At 67.4% G+C, this 15,799-nt stretch carries 16 protein-coding genes; 6 read left to right on the plus strand and 10 right to left on the minus strand.

Annotation, left to right across the window (positions count from 1 at the left end):
* Positions 1 to 178 precede the first annotated feature (178 nt).
* Genes B3S45_RS10380 through B3S45_RS10395 form a run of 4 tightly spaced genes read right to left on the minus strand, consistent with a single transcriptional unit; the run spans position 179 to position 5,182 of the window.
* Entirely contained in the window at positions 179 to 1,480 is a 1,302-nt protein-coding gene (locus B3S45_RS10380) for an ABC transporter substrate-binding protein (RefSeq protein ID WP_194383708.1), read from the minus strand.
* Between the two features lie 23 nt (positions 1,481 to 1,503).
* Positions 1,504 to 3,471, minus strand: a complete 1,968-nt coding sequence (locus tag B3S45_RS10385; RefSeq protein WP_286720459.1) for a glycoside hydrolase family 43 protein — start codon at positions 3,469 to 3,471, stop codon at positions 1,504 to 1,506.
* Between the two features lie 38 nt (positions 3,472 to 3,509).
* Positions 3,510 to 4,307 carry a carbohydrate ABC transporter permease gene (locus B3S45_RS10390; protein WP_194383706.1) on the minus strand — a complete coding sequence of 266 codons (798 nt, stop codon included), beginning with the start codon at positions 4,305 to 4,307 and terminating at the stop codon, positions 3,510 to 3,512.
* 2 nt (positions 4,308 to 4,309) lie between these two features.
* On the minus strand, positions 4,310 to 5,182 hold the full coding sequence (locus tag B3S45_RS10395) for a carbohydrate ABC transporter permease (RefSeq protein WP_228480812.1): 873 nt from the start codon (positions 5,180 to 5,182) through the stop codon (positions 4,310 to 4,312).
* Positions 5,183 to 5,334: 152 nt separating this feature from the next.
* On the opposite strand from B3S45_RS10395, the gene B3S45_RS10400 reads away from it, so the two are divergent.
* The 3 genes from B3S45_RS10400 (at position 5,335) to B3S45_RS10410 (ending at position 9,574) form a co-directional block, all read left to right on the plus strand.
* A complete protein-coding gene (locus B3S45_RS10400; protein WP_390178892.1) occupies positions 5,335 to 6,348 on the plus strand; it encodes a LacI family DNA-binding transcriptional regulator in 1,014 nt (337 codons plus the stop codon).
* A 40-nt stretch (positions 6,349 to 6,388) separates the two neighbouring features.
* Complete coding sequence (locus tag B3S45_RS10405) at positions 6,389 to 7,876, plus strand: sulfatase-like hydrolase/transferase (RefSeq protein WP_194383704.1); 1,488 nt, start codon at positions 6,389 to 6,391, stop codon at positions 7,874 to 7,876.
* Between the two features lie 354 nt (positions 7,877 to 8,230).
* The gene (locus B3S45_RS10410; protein WP_286720464.1) at positions 8,231 to 9,574 is read left to right on the plus strand and encodes an HNH endonuclease signature motif containing protein; all 1,344 of its coding nucleotides are present in this window, start codon (positions 8,231 to 8,233) and stop codon (positions 9,572 to 9,574) included.
* Positions 9,575 to 9,661: 87 nt separating this feature from the next.
* Here the strand turns inward: B3S45_RS10410 and B3S45_RS10415 are convergent, their stop codons facing one another.
* The 4 genes from B3S45_RS10415 to B3S45_RS10430 form a co-directional block, all read right to left on the minus strand.
* Complete coding sequence (locus tag B3S45_RS10415) at positions 9,662 to 10,060, minus strand: type II toxin-antitoxin system VapC family toxin (protein WP_286720466.1); 399 nt, start codon at positions 10,058 to 10,060, stop codon at positions 9,662 to 9,664.
* Positions 10,057 to 10,311, minus strand: coding sequence for a type II toxin-antitoxin system VapB family antitoxin (locus B3S45_RS10420; protein ID WP_286720468.1), 255 nt, complete (start codon positions 10,309 to 10,311; stop codon positions 10,057 to 10,059). Before B3S45_RS10420 ends, B3S45_RS10415 begins: the two co-directional genes overlap by 4 nt.
* Positions 10,312 to 10,439: 128 nt before the next feature.
* Entirely contained in the window at positions 10,440 to 11,018 is a 579-nt protein-coding gene (locus tag B3S45_RS10425) for a hypothetical protein (protein WP_286720470.1), read from the minus strand.
* Entirely contained in the window at positions 11,015 to 11,344 is a 330-nt protein-coding gene (locus B3S45_RS10430; protein WP_286720472.1) for a hypothetical protein, read from the minus strand. The genes B3S45_RS10425 and B3S45_RS10430 overlap by 4 nt, the downstream gene beginning before the upstream one ends.
* A gap of 84 nt (positions 11,345 to 11,428) precedes the next feature.
* On the opposite strand from B3S45_RS10430, the gene B3S45_RS10435 reads away from it, so the two are divergent.
* The 3 genes from B3S45_RS10435 to B3S45_RS10445 are packed head-to-tail and all read left to right on the plus strand — an operon-like array spanning position 11,429 to position 13,967.
* Positions 11,429 to 13,300: a hypothetical protein gene (locus B3S45_RS10435; protein WP_286720474.1), complete on the plus strand. Its 1,872-nt coding sequence runs from the start codon at positions 11,429 to 11,431 to the stop codon at positions 13,298 to 13,300.
* 41 nt (positions 13,301 to 13,341) lie between these two features.
* Positions 13,342 to 13,575 carry a hypothetical protein gene (locus B3S45_RS10440; RefSeq protein ID WP_071045526.1) on the plus strand — a complete coding sequence of 78 codons (234 nt, stop codon included), beginning with the start codon at positions 13,342 to 13,344 and terminating at the stop codon, positions 13,573 to 13,575.
* A complete protein-coding gene (locus B3S45_RS10445) occupies positions 13,572 to 13,967 on the plus strand; it encodes a type II toxin-antitoxin system VapC family toxin (protein WP_071045527.1) in 396 nt (131 codons plus the stop codon). The genes B3S45_RS10440 and B3S45_RS10445 overlap by 4 nt, the downstream gene beginning before the upstream one ends.
* A 254-nt stretch (positions 13,968 to 14,221) precedes the next feature.
* Here B3S45_RS10445 and B3S45_RS10450 read toward each other — a convergent pair whose 3' ends face one another.
* Entirely contained in the window at positions 14,222 to 15,448 is a 1,227-nt protein-coding gene (locus B3S45_RS10450) for a type II toxin-antitoxin system HipA family toxin (RefSeq protein WP_286720478.1), read from the minus strand.
* The gene (locus tag B3S45_RS10455) at positions 15,445 to 15,681 is read right to left on the minus strand and encodes a helix-turn-helix domain-containing protein (RefSeq protein WP_071045529.1); all 237 of its coding nucleotides are present in this window, start codon (positions 15,679 to 15,681) and stop codon (positions 15,445 to 15,447) included. The genes B3S45_RS10450 and B3S45_RS10455 overlap by 4 nt, the downstream gene beginning before the upstream one ends.
* Positions 15,682 to 15,799: the final 118 nt, after the last annotated feature.

The raw sequence follows: 15,799 nt of genomic DNA on the forward strand, positions 1-15,799 counted from the left end.
CTCCCACGAGCGGTGGGGCGACCGCACCGGCCGTCACCTCGGGAAGTCCACCTCCGGACCGGCGCTGAGCAACGCCCGGAGGCGGCGACGTGGTTCGTGCCGTCGCCACCACCTCGTGAGACAGCGCGATCCGCCGGGGACGGCTGGCCCCCGGCGGATCGCGACGTCTGCTCGGACGTCAGTCGTTGAGCGTCGCCAGCTCCGACGCGGGGTCGGCTCCATCGGCGATGTTCTGCAGCACGACACCGAGATCGGTCTCGAGAGAGTCGTTGCCCGGCGAGACCAGCTTGCGGGGATACTCGCTCGCCTGCATCGTCTCGGTAACCAGCGCCACGCTTTCCTGCGCCAACTCGCTCTCACCTTCCTTGAGCTCAACGTCGACGTCGGTGGCGACCGGGAAGCCCTGCAGACGGTTGACCCAGATCTGCTGACCGGCACCGACGGCCATGAACTCGACGAATGTCGCCGCGGCCTCCTGCTTGGCCTCATCGATGTCGCCGCTCACGGCGATGGCGAAATCGACGCCCGACGTCGCACCGGCATCCGTCTCACCGAGCGTGGGGAACGGGGCCATACCGATCGCATCGCCCTCGACCTCGCTACCCGGCACCTCGGGGCTCGTCGAGAGGGTGGCTCCGACATGCCATGAGCCGGTCGGCATGCCCAGGGCGCGCCGCGCCAGGAAATAGTCGTCACGAGCAGACGGGTAGGTCGTCGTCGTGGTCGCTCCGTCCTGGAAGATTCCATCGGCGAACAGGCTCTGCCAGACTTCGGCGGCGGCGACGAGGCTGTCGGAGTCCCAGGGGATGTCCCCGCTCGCGGCCCGGTAGATGTCGCCGCCTTCGCCGAACTGATTGCTGAGCCAGACGAAGAAGTCGGCGCTGTGCCATGTGTCGCCGGCACCCATCGCCATCGGTGCGATGCCCGCCTCGCGAGCCGCCTCGCTCATCTCCAGCAACGAGTCGTAGTCGGTCGGCAGCGACAGTCCGAGTTCTTCGAACAGCGTCTGGTTGTAGAGGTAGAACTGCATGCCGGCGGTGAGCAGGGGTACGGCTGCGAGAGTGCCGTCGGTGGTGGTGGTCTGCTCCAGAGCGCCCTCGCTCACCCCATCGATCCATCCGGCGGCGTAGTCGTCGACCGGGAGAGCGAACTCTGCATAATCGTCGAACGACGACCCGACCTGCACGCCGTAAAGGTCGGGAGTCTCGCCGGCGAGGATCGCATTGTCGAGGTTCGTGAGATAGGACGCGTAGTCCTCGTCACGGGAGAACTCGATGTCGATGTCGGGGTTCTCCTCCTCGAACGCCTCGATGATCTCACTCCACTGGTCCTGCGTGGGCAGCCAGGAACTGAAGGTAAGGGTGACGGTGCCTCCGGTATCGGCATCGCCGCCCGAGCTGCCGCAGCCGGCCAGCGCGAGCGCCCCCGTGGCGGCTAACGCGATCGCGGAGAGTGTGCGGGTACGCAGTGCTGTTTTCATCGATGTGCTCCTTTGCAAGGTGATCATTGGATGGATGGGGTCGGATGGGCCGTCCACTCGTACCGAGTGAGACCTGCCCCGGTGAGCTCGATGCGCTGCCGCGATGAGGCGGAGTCGTCGAAGGTCAGAGGATGGATTCGTCGCCCGACCTGCACGAGGGCCTGTCGACCCTGCCGGGTGCTGCGCACCGCGACGCCCGCTGCGTCGGTGAAGGGCGGGTCCATCGGGTAGCGCTGCGAGGCGTCGCCGGGTCGCAAGAGGGTGTATGCGTCCGCTTCCACCAGCAGACGCACCGCTTCGGCCCCCCACGGTGCGAAGAGCACGCGGCTCCCCGGCGTCGGCAGGGCGAACTCGTGCACCATCGCTGACGACGAATCGCTGTCGCCCTCGAGGACGACGCTGCGTCCGGGGGGTGCGACAAGCCCGGTTGCTCCCGGGTCGCGGCGCGGCTGAACGGAGAACACGTGCCCCGCGTGATCGAGGTCTTGGCCCCAGAGGTCCATGTGGCCGGTGAAGGAGAAGGCGGAGAACTCGGTAGCTGTGCGCTCCGACACGAGGCCGAACCGCGCAGCGATCTCCGGCACCGGGAATGCCAGTGTCGTCGAATCACCGACACGAACCTCGACGCGGTCGAACATTCGGCGAACCTGCAGCTGCTGCCACCGGTCAAGCCGTGCCCGGCGCAACTCGGTGCGGGCGATCACGGTGCCGACGCCGCGGAGCCAGCGTCGTGCGATCAACTGCGACGTCGCCGCATCCGCCAGCACCTCGACGACGTCATCGTCTCCGTTGGCGGCGACGACCACGCCCGCTCGGGCGCCGCGATCGGAGATCTCGACGCGCATCCACACCTCGGCGACGTACGCTGACGCGGCCGCCGATGTCTCGAGGCGCGTGCGCTCGGCAGCAGTTGTGCAGACGCGATCGTCCGCGAGGTGCACGCGTCCTTCTCGCACGTCCCAGCGAGCATCGAGCTCGGCGCCGGAGAAATCGTCGGAGACCTGGGGTCGTGCCGGAGCGTCGAGCTCCGTGGAACCCGGGCCGGTGGTGATCAGGCATCGCGTGGTGTGCAGCAGCGGATCGATGCGCATCGTGCGCTGTTCGACCTGAGGGTCGAGCGGATCCGCGGCATCCCGCCCGTGGTAGACGATCCAGTCGTCGACGAGGTTCGGGGCGCGCACGACGGAGTTGTGCCCCGTGCCTTCGACGTCGCCGTTGCGACGCATGAGCGGGGCATATTCGTGATCGTTCGGATGCTTGCGCCACACCAGGTCGTGGGGTGCGCCGTCGAGGACGGCGCCAGCCTGACCGATGAAGTAGTCGGGGCGCTCGTACGCGTTGCCCGAGTAGGTGAGATACGCGCGGTCGCCTCGAGTGAGGTACGTCGCACCCTCGATGGTGTACCAGTCGCGACCATCGCCGAACCTGTCGTGCTCGAAGACCTCCTGTTCGAGGGAGGGGCGTACGATCACGCGGGGCCGACCCTCGAGGCGATCGAAGTCGAGCAGGCGATCGGCGACGATCGACGTGCCGACGTACTCGTCGTCGAGGCCCGTGACGTCGTTCGTCGAATAGAACATGACGTACCCGCCCTCACCGTCGGGCACGACATGCGGATCGATCGAGAACGTGTCGAAGAACTGGGTGACCAGCGTGAACGGACCCGTTGGATGGTGGCTCGTGGCCAGTTGCAGCACCTCGTCGTGCGGGTCGGTCGACCCGGCGGGTCTGCTCGAGACATAGAGGTAGAAGACGCCGTCGACGTAGATCGTGCACGGTGCCCAGTAATGAGTGCGGCCCGGCACCTGCAGCGCCGCCCCGACGCGCGTCCAGGACACGAGATCACTCGAGACGCTCACGTTCACCTGCGTCTCGCCCGTCGAGTAGCAGTAGTAGAGCCCGCGGTAGCGCAGCACGAACGGGTCGGGGTCGGTGCGGGCGATGCCATCGGAATACCCCAGCGGGTTGCGGTATCGCTCGGCTGTCACCATCGTTCGGTCCTTCGGTTCGGTGTCGACGGGCGTCGTCATCAGCTCTTCACCGCGCCTGCGGTCACGCCGGCCTGCAGGTAGCGCTGGCTGACCAGGTAGACGATGACGGAGGGGATCGTCATCAGGATGAGACCGGCGTAGAGCTGAGAGATCTGCTCCTGGCTCATTCGGTCGTCCTGCAGGAGGGATATCGCCTGGGTCACCGGGAACAGCTCCGGCGAGGACAGCAGCAGATTCGGCAGCAGGTACTCGTTCCACGAGTAGACGAAGGCGAGGACCCCCACGGTCGCCAGGGTGGGCCCGCTCAGGGGAAGGAGCACGCGCCACCAGACGGCGAAGGAGTTGCATCCATCGAGGGTGGCGGCCTCAATTAGCTCGTCGGGGAGAGCGTCGAAGTGGTTGCGCATGAGCAGAATCATCATCAGCGCGTTGAAAGCGATGAGCGGGATGATGACGCCGACGTAGGTGTTGCGCAGTTCGAGCGTGTTGATCGTGAAGAAGAGGGGAGTCACCACGGCAGCGACGGGGACGGCGAGGCAGGCGAGAAGGAGTCGATAGATCACCTCGCGGCCGCGGAACTGCATCTTGGAGAACGCATAGCCCGCCAGTGCCGAAATGAGCATGATCACGAGCGCCGAGACGCCGGCCATGAGAAAGCTGTTGCCGATCGCCGACCAGTAGTCGAATGACTCGTGAGTGAGGACGACGGCGTAGTTGTTCCATCCACCCACCGAGATCGACATGTAGACGGCGACGCCGATCGGGTAGAGCCACAAGGCGGCGAGCGCCCCCAGGGCGGCGTACATGGCTACGCGTGCCAGGATCTGCTTTCGCATCGTCACTTCCTCCGTCCGCTCACGCGCATCTGCACCAGTGAGAGAAGGAAGGCGAGCAGGAGGATGACCATCCCAATCGCGGAGGCGTAGCCGGCTTCCCTGTTGGAACGCTCCTGATACAGGTAGGTCGAGAGAAACTGCGTCGAGTCACCGGGGCCTCCACCTGTGGTCAGCCACACGATGTCGAAGGTCTTCAGGGCACCGACGATGCCGAGGATGATGAGCACACTCGTCGTCCCGCGCAGCGACGGGATCGTGATGGACCACAGACGGCGCCACCATCCCGCTCCGTCGAGCGTGGCGGCCTCGTACAGCTCATCGGGGATGGACATGAGACCCGCGAAGTAGATCATCATCGAGAAGCCCATCCACTGGAAGATGTTGATCACGATGATCGACCAGAGCCCGAGGTCACGGCCGAGCCATTCGATCACCTCACCCTGGCCGAGCAGCCCGAGCGCGCGAAGCGACTCGTTGAGCGACCCGAAGTTCGTCTCGAGCATGTACCGGAAGACCGTGGCGATGATCGCGGGTGCCATGGCGATCGGAAGGAAGAAGAGTGCCTTGAAGAAGTTGCTCCCGGGAAGCCGCTCTTTCGCGATCACCGCGACCAGGAGACCGAGCACCGCCTGGATGAAAACGGTCGCGACCATGAAGACGAGTGTGTTGCGCAGCGCCGTCCAGAACGTTCGGTCGGACAGCAGAGCCGCATAGTTGTCGAGCCCGACGAAGTTCATCCGGGTGAGGCCGTTCCAGTCGGTCAGGCTCGCCCAGGTGTTGAAGCCGATGCTGAAGTAGATCAACACCCCCGAAATGACGACGACGGGGAGGATGTAGAGGTACGGCACGTACCGCCCGCCCAGTGTCTTCATCATGCTCCTTCGCCATTAATTCAACGTTGAACTACTTGCCCGACGGGACATCGAGAAGTCATCGGGTTGACGAGATCGTGACATAGTTCAGCGTTGAACGCAAGCGGCCGTTTCGGGCTATGGTGGGCCTCGTAGAGCATGACGGGAGGGCGATGATGGCTCGTGTGACATTGGCGGACGTTGCCGCCGTCGTGGGCGTCAGCGCGAAGACGGTCTCGAACGTCGTCAACGGCACGGGGTGGGTCAGCGACGACATGCGCGCACGCATCCTTGCCGCCATCCGCGAACTGGACTATCGGCCCAACCTCGCTGCGCGTCAGCTGCGCGGCGGATCGAGCGGTCTGCTCGCCCTCGCCGTTCCCGATCTTCGCGAACCGTACTTCGCCGAATTCGCGGCGCAGTTCGTCGCGACGGCCCAGGAGCGACGCCAGACGGTGCTGATCGCCCAGACCGGCGGCGACCGCGCCGCAGAAATGGCATTCGCTGAGGCTGAGGGGATGCCGGCGCTCGACGGGCTGGTTCTGAGCCCTCTCTCCATCACAAAGGCTGACCTCGAAGAACGTCGCTCACGCACCCCGATGGTTGTCGTCGGTGAGCACGGCCGCGCTGTCGTCCCGGCCGGCATCACACACGTCGGCATCGACAATGTCGCCGCCGCGCACGCCGCGACGGACTATCTGATATCGCGCGGGCGCACGCGGATCGCGGCGGTGGGCGTCCAGCACGAGGGGTCCACGGCGACCTCCCGTCAGCGATTCGTCGGCTACCGTCAGGCGCTCGCCGGAGCCGGTATCCCGCTCCTCGAACCGCTGCTCTGCCCGGTCGGGCCGTTCAACCGCGCAGAAGGATCGCGAGCCGTCGACGCGCTGATCGAGCGCGGTGCGGCCTTCGACGCACTCATGTGCTTCAACGACACGCTCGCGCTCGGCGCGCTGTACTCACTCGGAGCCCACGGCGTCGCCGTTCCGCGCGATGTCGATGTCATCGGATTCGACGACATCGAGGAGGGGCGCTTCTCTATCCCTCCCTTCGCCACCGTCGACTCGGGGGTGGAAGCGGCGTCGAGGATGATCCTCGATCTCCTTGCGGCACCCGCCGAGCTCCCGGGCGGTCACCATGAAGTGCCGTTCCGCCTCATGCGATGCGAGGGAGAGCGGATCCGAGCATGATCAGCATCCATCCCGTCCCCGGAAGGCGCGCAACTCCCGTATGACCAACATTCTCTTCCTCATGACCGACCAGCACACCCAGTCGACGTTGGGCAGTTACGGCAACGAGGTGGTGCGCACGCCGCACCTCGATCGCCTCGCCGCCACGGGCACCCGGTTCGCCGAGACATTCACCCCAACGGCGATCTGCACGCCTGCGCGGGCCAGCCTGCTCACCGGTGCCGCCCCCTTTCGGCACAAGCTGCTGGCCAACTATGAGCGGAACGTGGGCTACCTCGAAGATCTCGCGGACGGCCAGTTCACCTTCGCGGAGGACCTGAGGGCGGCGGGGTACAACCTGGGCCTCCTTGGGAAGTGGCACGGCGGTGTTCGCAAACAGGCCTCCTCGTACGGCTTCGAAGGGCCCCACTTCGAAGGCTGGCACAACCCCGTCGATCATCCCGACTACCTCGCCTATCTCGCCGAGCGCGGGCTTCCCGCGTACGCGATCAGCGACAAGGTGAGAGGGACGACGCCGAACGGTTCCGAGGGCAATCTTCTCGCCGCGCGACTCCATCAACCGCTCGAGGCGACGTTCGAGCATTACCTCGCCGATCGCACGATCGAGATGCTGGAGCGCTTCGCCGCGGGTTCTGACGGTCACGAGCCCGCCCCGTTTTTCCTTGCCACCCACTTCTTCGGTCCGCACCTGCCGTACATCCTGCCGGACGAGTTCTTCGACATGTACGATCCCGACCTCGTCGAACTGCCGGTCTCGGTCGCGGAGACGTTCGAGAACAAGCCCCCTGTGCAGGCGAACTACTGCGGGCTGTGGACATTCGACACCCTCAGCGAAGAGACGAGTCGCAAGCTCATCGCCGCGTACTGGGGCTACATCACGATGATCGACCACGAGATCGGCCGCATCCTCGACGCCGTCGACCGGCTCGGGCTGACGGATTCGACGGCCGTCATGATGACCGCCGACCATGGGGAATTCACCGGGGCTCATCGACTTCACGACAAGGGTCCCGCGATGTATGAGGAGGTCTACCGCATCCCGGGACTCATTCGCCTGCCCGGTGAGCCGGCCGGGCAGGTGCGGGAGGAGTTCGTCTCGCTCACCGACTTCACCGCGACGATCCTCGACATCGCCGGCCGTGACACTGCGCCGGCCGTGGACAGCCGATCGCTCCTCCCGCTGGTTCGCGGCGACCACCCGGAGTGGGCCGAGAGCATCCTCTGCGAGTACCACGGTCACCACTTCCCGTATCCGCAGCGAATGCTCCGCACCCGCACGCACAAGCTCGTCGTCAATCCGGAGTCGGTCAACGAGCTCTATGACCTGCTGCGCGATCCGCACGAACTGGTGAACCGCATCGACGATGACGCCTACGCCGACACGCGATCGCAGCTGATGCGTGAGCTGTACCGGCAGCTCCGCGCGCGCGGTGACAACTTCTACCACTGGATGACTCCGATGTTCGACATCGGCGGCGGTGACTTCGATGCGACGCTGTCCTCCTTCGAGCCCGCGAAGGCGCAGTGAACGGGAGGCGTCGGCAGTCTTGAAGCGACCGCTGGGGTCGGCCTCAGCGGCGACCGTCTGTCATCTCGGACGCAGTCGGACGCAGTCGGAGGTGTGCGCCGAGGCTGAGACACGTGTCGGCTGAGGCCCGTCCGTGGTCGGGATGTCCGCGGACGAGGACGGTGCGGATGGCGCACGTCGCGCCACGAGCCCACTCGCCGTCAATGAACGGTTGCGCGCGAGGTCGCCACGAGGACAGCGTCTCTTCTTCACGAATTGAGAGCATGTCCCACTAAGTGTCGTATATATGTTCTACCCTCGAGGTAGTCAGAAATCGACGCGGGGGCTGCGATGACGAAAGAGGATCGGCGGAAGTTGGACGCCGCTCGCACGCGTGAACTGGTCGCTGAGGCACGTCGGCTGCGGGTGGTGATTGCGGCTGCGGAGGCGGAGTTGGCGCGGACGCATGCTGACGCGTACGAGCTGGCGCAGGAGCAGATGTCGCGGTTGCGTGATGCGTCGACGCGGGAGCGGGAGATGCCTTTGCGGTCGATGGCCGCGGAGCTGGCCGTGGATGCGAGGGTGAGTGATCGCACGTTGCAGACGCAGTTGTTCGAGGCGCACCGCACGGTGACGCAGTTCGGGCCGTCGTGGGAGGCGTGGCGTGAGGGGCGGGTGTCTCGTGCGCATGTGCGGGTGGTCGTCGATGCCGGCGCGGATCTTTCCGACGATGAGGTGCGTGCCGCGTACGAAGCCGAGGTGCTCGCTTACGCGGAGACGACCTCCGCCGGGCGCGTGAGGCCGTTTGCGGAGCAGGTGGCGGATAAGCACAACCCGAAGTCGATGCAGGAGCGGCACGATGAGGCGGTGCTGGACCGGCGGGTGTGGGTGGAAGACCTTCGCGACGGAATGTCGATGCTGGGGGTGATCGGGCCGTCGGTGGAGGTGCATGGTGTGCATGACCGGCTGACCCGGCAGGGGAAGGCGATCAAGGCCGCCGATCGCGCGGTGCGCCGGGAAGCTGCCGAGCGCGATGCCGCTGGGGAGCCCGAGGAGCGAGAGTCGGACAGCGTCTGGTTCGATGAGCGGACGCTGGATCAGATCCGCACCGACGTACTGCTGGACATGATGCTCACCTCCTCACCCTCGGTTGAGCCGACCGGCGGTGGTGTCGAGGGCGGGTTGGGGGCGATCCGGGCTCACGTGCAGGTGACGGTGCCGGCGACAACGCTCGCAGGAACCACCACCGGTGGGGCGGAGCTGGACGGGAAGTGCGCGGTGGACCCCGAAACGGCGAAGATCCTTGCGGGCAACGTTCCGAGCTTCGATCGGGTGTTCCTCGACCCCGTCACCGGGGCCGTGCTGGCGGTGGACCGGCGGTTCGTGACGGCGGAGCAGAAGCGGTATCTGGTGGCGCGGGATATCCGGTGCCGGTTCCCCGGGTGCCGACGCCCCGCCCGGGATTGCGACTGGGATCACCGCGAGGACTGGGCGCTGGGCGGCAAGACCGACGTCGACAATGTCGGGGCGTTCTGCAGAAGGCATCACGCGATGAAGCAGGCGGCCGGGTGGACGGTCGTGCAAGAACCGGGTGGCAGGCTGCGGTTCACTGCGCCCTCCGGGTTGAAGTACACCGACGATCCACCACCGCGCGTCGTGTTCATGCCCGACCCGCCACCGGCTCAGGACCCAGCCGATGAGGTCGTCGCGCCGTTCTGACCCGGGAGGTCAGCGGGTAGATGCGCGACCGGACGTTTCGTCTCACTCCGCTCGCTCGACGACCCGGCTAGGCGGGTTCGAGTCCGGTCAGAGGACCGGCGCGATATCGGTCTGCCTGAAGCCGTCGCCCTTGAAAAGCAGCGGGGCGCCCAAGTGTCGAGCGAGCGCGTAGGAGTAGCAGTCGCCAAGGTTGAGTGCGGCGGTATGGCGCCCTTTGCCGAAGCGGCGCCACGCGGCCGACGCGATCGACGCCTGCGTGGCATCGAGCGGAACGGTGCGGATGCGCGTCTCCCGCAGCACGGCCGCGAGGTCTTGCGCGGCAGCACTTCCCTGGCGTGCTTCTGCGACGATCGTGGCCTCGACCAGTGTGGCGGCGCTGACGCACGCGTCGCCGCTGTTTGCGGCGAGCGCCCGGGCGAAGGGAAGGGCGTCGCGCTCGCCGAGCACGATCGCCATGAGCGCCGAGGTGTCGACCGCGATGGTCACGTAGGCAGTCCGGCACCGTCGTAGCCGAGGATCTCATCCGTGGCTCGGTCGTCGAGGGTCTCGCGTTCTCGCGCTCGCGCGATGATGCTCTCGAGCTCGGCGAGCACCTCGGGGGCGGTGTCTCGTGCCTGCACCCGTGCGAGGCGCTCGGCGAACGCGGCGCGTGCGGCGACGGTGATGCTCTCGCCGGTGGCGGCGGCGAGCGCCCGCGCGAGGCGATCGGCCTCCGGATCTTTGATGTTGAGCGCCATATCCGCATTCTACTTCGGGAGGAAGAAAGGCGGACGGAAATGAAGAAAGGCGGACGGCTCCGACGTCATCGCCGTCGTGACGCGCGGGGCCACGGCGCCCAGCTGATCGCATCACGCGATAGCCGTCGTCACGTTTCGGCGCACGGCACGACGCGCAGCTCACCGTCGACCACGACCGGTGCCGTGCCCTCGATGCGCACGAAACCGTCATCGGTGACGAGGCATGTGGTGGCGCCGGAGCCGGTCGCCGGCGCGAACCACGTCACCACCACCGCCGTCCCAAGGCTCGCCGTGCCGACAAGCGTGGCGATGACTGCCGCAGTGAGTAGTCGACGTGCGCGCGAGACCTCTGCGCGCACTGCCGCGTTCCAGTCCTCGTACGCGCCATCCACCTTCTGCTGATCGGCGCGACGCGACAGTTCGTCGTCGCCGAACGGATTCCCGTGCGCCGCAGCGTAGGCGCAGAAGACGCCGGTGCCTACGGCGACAGCACCGGCGATCATCAGCGCGATGATCGTGAACTGGGTGGACGCGGGAGCCTTCGTGAAGGTCTCGGCACCCTTCACGACCACGGCCGTGGTCAGCACCCCGGTGACCGCAGCGAGACCCGGGATCCACTTCTCGGCGCGCGTGCGCACACGCGCCAGTTCGCCGGCACGGTGGTCCTGCAGCTGCTTGAGGGCAGCGAGATCATGCGGGGCTGTCACGTCGGCCCCTCTCGAGAGGCACGCACGAGGAAGGTGCGACCGCACGACGGCTGGTGGTCCTTGCCGTGCGGACCACCGCAGCTGCACGCCGCGATGAACTCCCTCGTCGTCGGCCCGGTGTCCGTGTCGGAGGTGTCGGCGTCGCTGTCGGCTGCATCGCTATCGGCACCGAGGAGCGGCGGGCCATACGCGGGCCCGAGACACCACGGACAGGGGCCGCTTCCGGCGACGTAACCGGCAGCATCCGTCGTGAAGGTCCACCCGGAGGGAAGGTCCACCTCGAGAGGCGGCCCGGGCACGTAGGGCGTCGTCAGATCATGCGCCATGAGAACCCTCCCTCCACTCCCGCGTGTGCTGGAACCATAGCGGAGGCCGGCGCGTTCGCGACAGAGGCGCGATACCGTCGTCGGGTGAGCAGCCGTCGCCCGAAGAACCGTCGTCCGCAGCAGCGGCGCAGCCCGCGCCCTCCGTCGCCCGCCGGCGCATCCTTCGGGCTCGGTCGGCCGCCGGAGCCGCTCGAGCCGCCGGAGCCCGCGGCCGACACCGGAATGCTCGTGCTTGAGACCGAGGTCGCCAAGACGCTCGCCTCGCCGCATCCGGTCGACCTGCTGATCTACGCCAGCACGTTGCTGGCGGGCATCCCGTCGGCGGACGAGCCTTCGCCGTTCGAGAAGCGACCCGACGACGACGTCGACCTGCCGAGCGTGGACGAGCTGATCGTCATGTTCCGCGAGGCGGCGCGGATGCCGACCGACGCGCTCCTGCTCGTGCTGACACGGCTCGCCGGCGACGAGGTGAGGCAGCGCCGTGTCGATCGGGAGGTCGCCGCGCGGCGGCATCCCTTCCCGTCCTGGCTGACGCGGCTGGATGAGATCCGCCCGGTGCGGGCCGTGCAGATGGGGCACGTGCTGGGTGACGGCGAGAACGTCGCGCTCGGAGTGCACCTGCCGGCGGGCGATATGACGGTGCTCGTCTACGTCGACCACAACATGGGCACGGTGGTCAAAGACGCGTTTGTCATCGACGCGCCGATCGCCGAAGTCGTCGCCCGCCTCGACAGCCTGCTGGGCGCGGAGTCGCCGGGCGAGACCTTCACGCGTGAGATCACGCTGGCCGACGCGCGGGCGAAGATCGACGACGCGGTGCGGTTCGGGCGCATCACGTATCCACCGTTCGAGACCGAGACGTGGCCGGCGGTGCGTCCGCTCGTCGAGTGGATGCTGCGCCTTCTGCCCGCCGGTGGCAGTGGGTACGCAACGGAGGAGATCGAGAGCGACCAGATCGAGGCGCTCGCCGAGCGGATCATGGCCTCTCCGCACGGGCGCGGCCTGCGCAGGAGGAAGGGCTCGGACGATGCCGACATCGTCGAGACGCTGCTGTGGCTCGGGGCGCAGCAGCTGGGCGGAGACCCGCTGCGGTGGTCGCCGGTCACGGTTGAGATCGCGCTGCTCGACCTGGTGCCGCGCAAGATCGTCGCCGACGCGGCTTATCTGCGGCGGGTGCCCGAGGTGATGCGGCACGTGGTGACGTTCGCGCACGCTGAGCGCAGCATCCCCGAGCACCTGACCACCGCCACCATTGCAGCCGTCGACGAGTTCGAGCCGCAGTACCTCGACGCGATCTCGTCGCCGCGACGACAGGGGCCCGAAGCGCTTCTCGAGCAGATGGGGATGCTGCCGCCGCTCGACGGCGCTGCCGACGACGATGCGGAGTTCCCCTCGTTCGACGACGCGGACGTGTCGTTCTTCATCGAGCTCGTCGAGAGCGCCGTCGGCGGACCCGAGGCCATGGAGGCGCTGGATGACACACCGCTGCCCGACGAGCCGCTCGACCTCACGGGCACTGCCGACGACGTGGGCGAGCGGGTGCGCGGCGTGGGCGCACTCGCGGACGACGCCGTGGCGAATCTCTTCGCGGATGACGCGAGGCGAACGGAGCTGCGCACGGCCGCGCGGCGGATCCTCGCGCGGATCGCGGCCGCCGACCCAGCGATCTTTCGCCGCAGATCCAGCGATGCGGCAGCCGCGGCCGCCGTGCTGTGGATCGCCGGATCGGTCAACGACGCCTTTCGCGCCTCGCGCGGCGGGGTGACCGTGAGCGCGATGATGTCCGCGTTCGGCCTGAAGGGGTCGCCGTCGCAGCGGGCGCAGCCGATGCTCCGGGCCCTGGGCGTGCCGGTGCCCGAGGACTGGAGCAGGTCGCTCGGAGACCCGCTGCTGCTCGTCTCGGGCAGGCGCCGCACACTGCGCGAACGGTGGGAGTCGCTGCAGGCGATGCGCTGAGGGCACTTGCCGCCTTCCCACGTGCATGCGAAAATGCATGCATGGTGGCGATTCAGGTGCGACACGTGCCTGACGACGTGCGCGGGGAACTGATCGAGGCCGCACGCCGGGAAGGCGTCTCGCTGCAGCATTACCTCCTCGATGTGCTCGATCGGGAGGCGAGACAGGCCCGCCGCCGACGTTGGCTCGATGGCGTCAGACCCGCGACGGCGGGGGAGGGCGCGGGTGCGACGGCGACGGAACTCATCCGTCGCGACCGTGACAGTGCCGCATGACGGTGGTCGTCGACGCCTCGATCATGGCGGAGGCTCTGGACCCGTCCTCTGCTCGACGTCTCGATGCCCTCGATGTGCTCGGCGAGGACCTTTCCTGGCTCGTTCCCGGTCACTTCCTGGTCGAGGTCGCGAGCGCGTTGCGCGGCCGCATGCTCGGCGGAGCCATCACGCCGGAGCAGCTCGCTGCCGCGCTCGGTTCCCTGGAGCAGGCTGACGTCGACGAGCACTCCATCGCTCCGCTGCTGAGACGCATGGGCGACCTCGCGGCGAACGCGACGGCCTACGACGCCGCCTACGTCGCGCTCGCGGAGCGGGCGGGGGCTGACCTGGTCACGATGGATGCGAAGCTCGCGCGCACCCCCGGCGCCACCTGTGTCGTGCGGTTGCTCTGACACCTGCTGGCTCGGGACCGCGCTCGCTGCGCGAGGGGTGCCGTGTCGGTGGCTTCATCCAGCTGTGCAAGAACGATCTTCGGCTGGTCACCTCCAGCGAGCGGGCGATCAAGACGGCTGCGGGTTCGCGTCGAAACGCGATCCTCCGGGGCGTTGCGAGAGCAGGGTGAAGACAAGCAGCACCACGGTACCGGCGAGCGGGATGAAGACGATGAAGAACCATGCCCCGGTGCTCCGCCCCGCGTGGGCCGCGGTCAGGGTTCCTTGCCGACGCGATGACCGTTGATGAGGTTCCCGATGTACGTCCGAACGCGGTCGTGCAGACGAGATGCCGCACCGTCGAGCGGGGTCTCCGCATCGATCAGGGCACGGAGTTCATCGAGCGTGGACTCGACCACGCGGTCGGCGCGGCGGACGCCCCACGCCGATGCTTCGGCGACGAGGTCGGCCGCCGTCAGTCGGGCGTGCACATATTGACCGTTGACGGCCAGCGCGACGCGCCCATCCACATCCGTCCGGTGGGCCATCGGAACGACGTCGTACGCCGGTGCCAGCGTCACATCGCCGTCTCTGGCGTGCAGCAGGGCGAGGTTCTTCGTGTGCAGGTCGAGGTTGCCGACCGCGACGGTGAGCACCAGCATCCGTGCGAGCGCGTGGAGATCGTCGGAGCGCGCATGCCGCGCCAGCACATCCGCCACGCGGGCAAGGCTGACGACGCCGCCGATCTCCTGATACTTCTGGTTTCCGGTCGCTCCGAGCGCCTGGCTGAAGTCCTCCTGGTGGATGCGGGTGCCGGTCGCTCGGTCGAAGCGTTCGACGACAAGGGTCGGGAGGCCATCGAACGACGTGACGTGTGTGTCGAACGCGGCGAGCTGCATCCCGCGGGCCAGGCGCGCTCCGTACTCCTCGTCGAAGATGACGGTCGGAAGCTGTGAAAGCTGCGGTTTGAGAATGTGCGTCGAGGGGAAGCCGCCGGTGACGCGGGCCCAGCCGTCGTCGGTCCGCGCGAGTACGACCTTCGGTTGAACGCCCCCGAGAGACGACTTTCCGGCCACGGGGTCGTTGCCGAGCGGTGCGGAGAGCGGGTCTTCGAGCAGTCGCCTGATCTGAGCCGCATCGACCGGGATGGCGCGCCCGGTAGGGGGCTCGGTCGGGTCATCGACATCCCAGATCTGGAGGGCTCCTGCGACGTCGCGGCCGTATGCCGCGAGGAAGGCCGGCACATCGCCACGCCGGAGCCCGCGGCGAGAGAGCATGTGCTCGAGCTGGTCGCCCTCGGGCAGCAGCTCGGCGAACCAGTTGCGACGGCGGCCCGCATGATGACGGGGCGGGCGAGGCGATAGGGGCACCGCCGTCGACAGAACGCGGCTGTTCGTGCCGAACCGGGCCATCGCGTCGCGGGAGATCTCGATGTCGAAGGTCCGCGCGTCGCCGACGAGGTGTCCGATCACCTCGTCGTACAGCTCGACGGCGAGTCTCATTCGTCTTCGGGGGGCAGCTCGGCGGACAGTTCGACACCGGTCGCGCGGAGGAGATCGAACACCTTGCGCATGTATATCGTCGGCTTGCCCGATTCGATCTCGCTCACGGATCGCTGCGACAGCCCGAGCTGGTCGGCGAGAGCGGTCTGCGAGAGGCCCCGCGCAAGGCGCGCCTGCTGAATCACGAGGCCGATGTCGCTCGGCGATTGGATGCGGGTTCGTGCCGTCGACATGGCGCCTTCCTTGCTTCGGGTGATGCTGTCTGCGGCCCCGCGCTATGCGGATTTCCGGATACCTTCGGCCTATTACATTTTCCGGATAGGAAGCGGGTATGTCAATATCCGGATAAGG

The organism is Microbacterium sp. UBA1612 (assembly GCF_002321605.1).
Lineage (GTDB): Bacteria > Actinomycetota > Actinomycetes > Actinomycetales > Microbacteriaceae > Microbacterium > Microbacterium luteum.

Excerpts from the sequence above, each read along its gene's own strand:
- B3S45_RS10380 (WP_194383708.1), bottom strand. The coding sequence starts at position 1,480 with ATGAAAACAGCACTGCGTACCCGCACACTCTCCGCGATCGCGTTAGCC.
- B3S45_RS10385 (WP_286720459.1), bottom strand. The coding sequence starts at position 3,471 with ATGGTGACAGCCGAGCGATACCGCAACCCGCTGGGGTATTCCGATGGC.
- B3S45_RS10390 (WP_194383706.1), bottom strand. The coding sequence starts at position 4,307 with ATGCGAAAGCAGATCCTGGCACGCGTAGCCATGTACGCCGCCCTGGGG.
- B3S45_RS10395 (WP_228480812.1), bottom strand. The coding sequence starts at position 5,182 with ATGATGAAGACACTGGGCGGGCGGTACGTGCCGTACCTCTACATCCTC.
- B3S45_RS10400 (WP_390178892.1), top strand. The coding sequence starts at position 5,335 with ATGGCTCGTGTGACATTGGCGGACGTTGCCGCCGTCGTGGGCGTCAGC.
- B3S45_RS10405 (WP_194383704.1), top strand. The coding sequence starts at position 6,389 with ATGACCAACATTCTCTTCCTCATGACCGACCAGCACACCCAGTCGACG.
- B3S45_RS10420 (WP_286720468.1), bottom strand. The coding sequence starts at position 10,311 with ATGGCGCTCAACATCAAAGATCCGGAGGCCGATCGCCTCGCGCGGGCG.
- B3S45_RS10430 (WP_286720472.1), bottom strand. The coding sequence starts at position 11,344 with ATGGCGCATGATCTGACGACGCCCTACGTGCCCGGGCCGCCTCTCGAG.
- B3S45_RS10440 (WP_071045526.1), top strand. The coding sequence starts at position 13,342 with ATGGTGGCGATTCAGGTGCGACACGTGCCTGACGACGTGCGCGGGGAA.
- B3S45_RS10445 (WP_071045527.1), top strand. The coding sequence starts at position 13,572 with ATGACGGTGGTCGTCGACGCCTCGATCATGGCGGAGGCTCTGGACCCG.
- B3S45_RS10450 (WP_286720478.1), bottom strand. The coding sequence starts at position 15,448 with ATGAGACTCGCCGTCGAGCTGTACGACGAGGTGATCGGACACCTCGTC.
- B3S45_RS10455 (WP_071045529.1), bottom strand. The coding sequence starts at position 15,681 with ATGTCGACGGCACGAACCCGCATCCAATCGCCGAGCGACATCGGCCTC.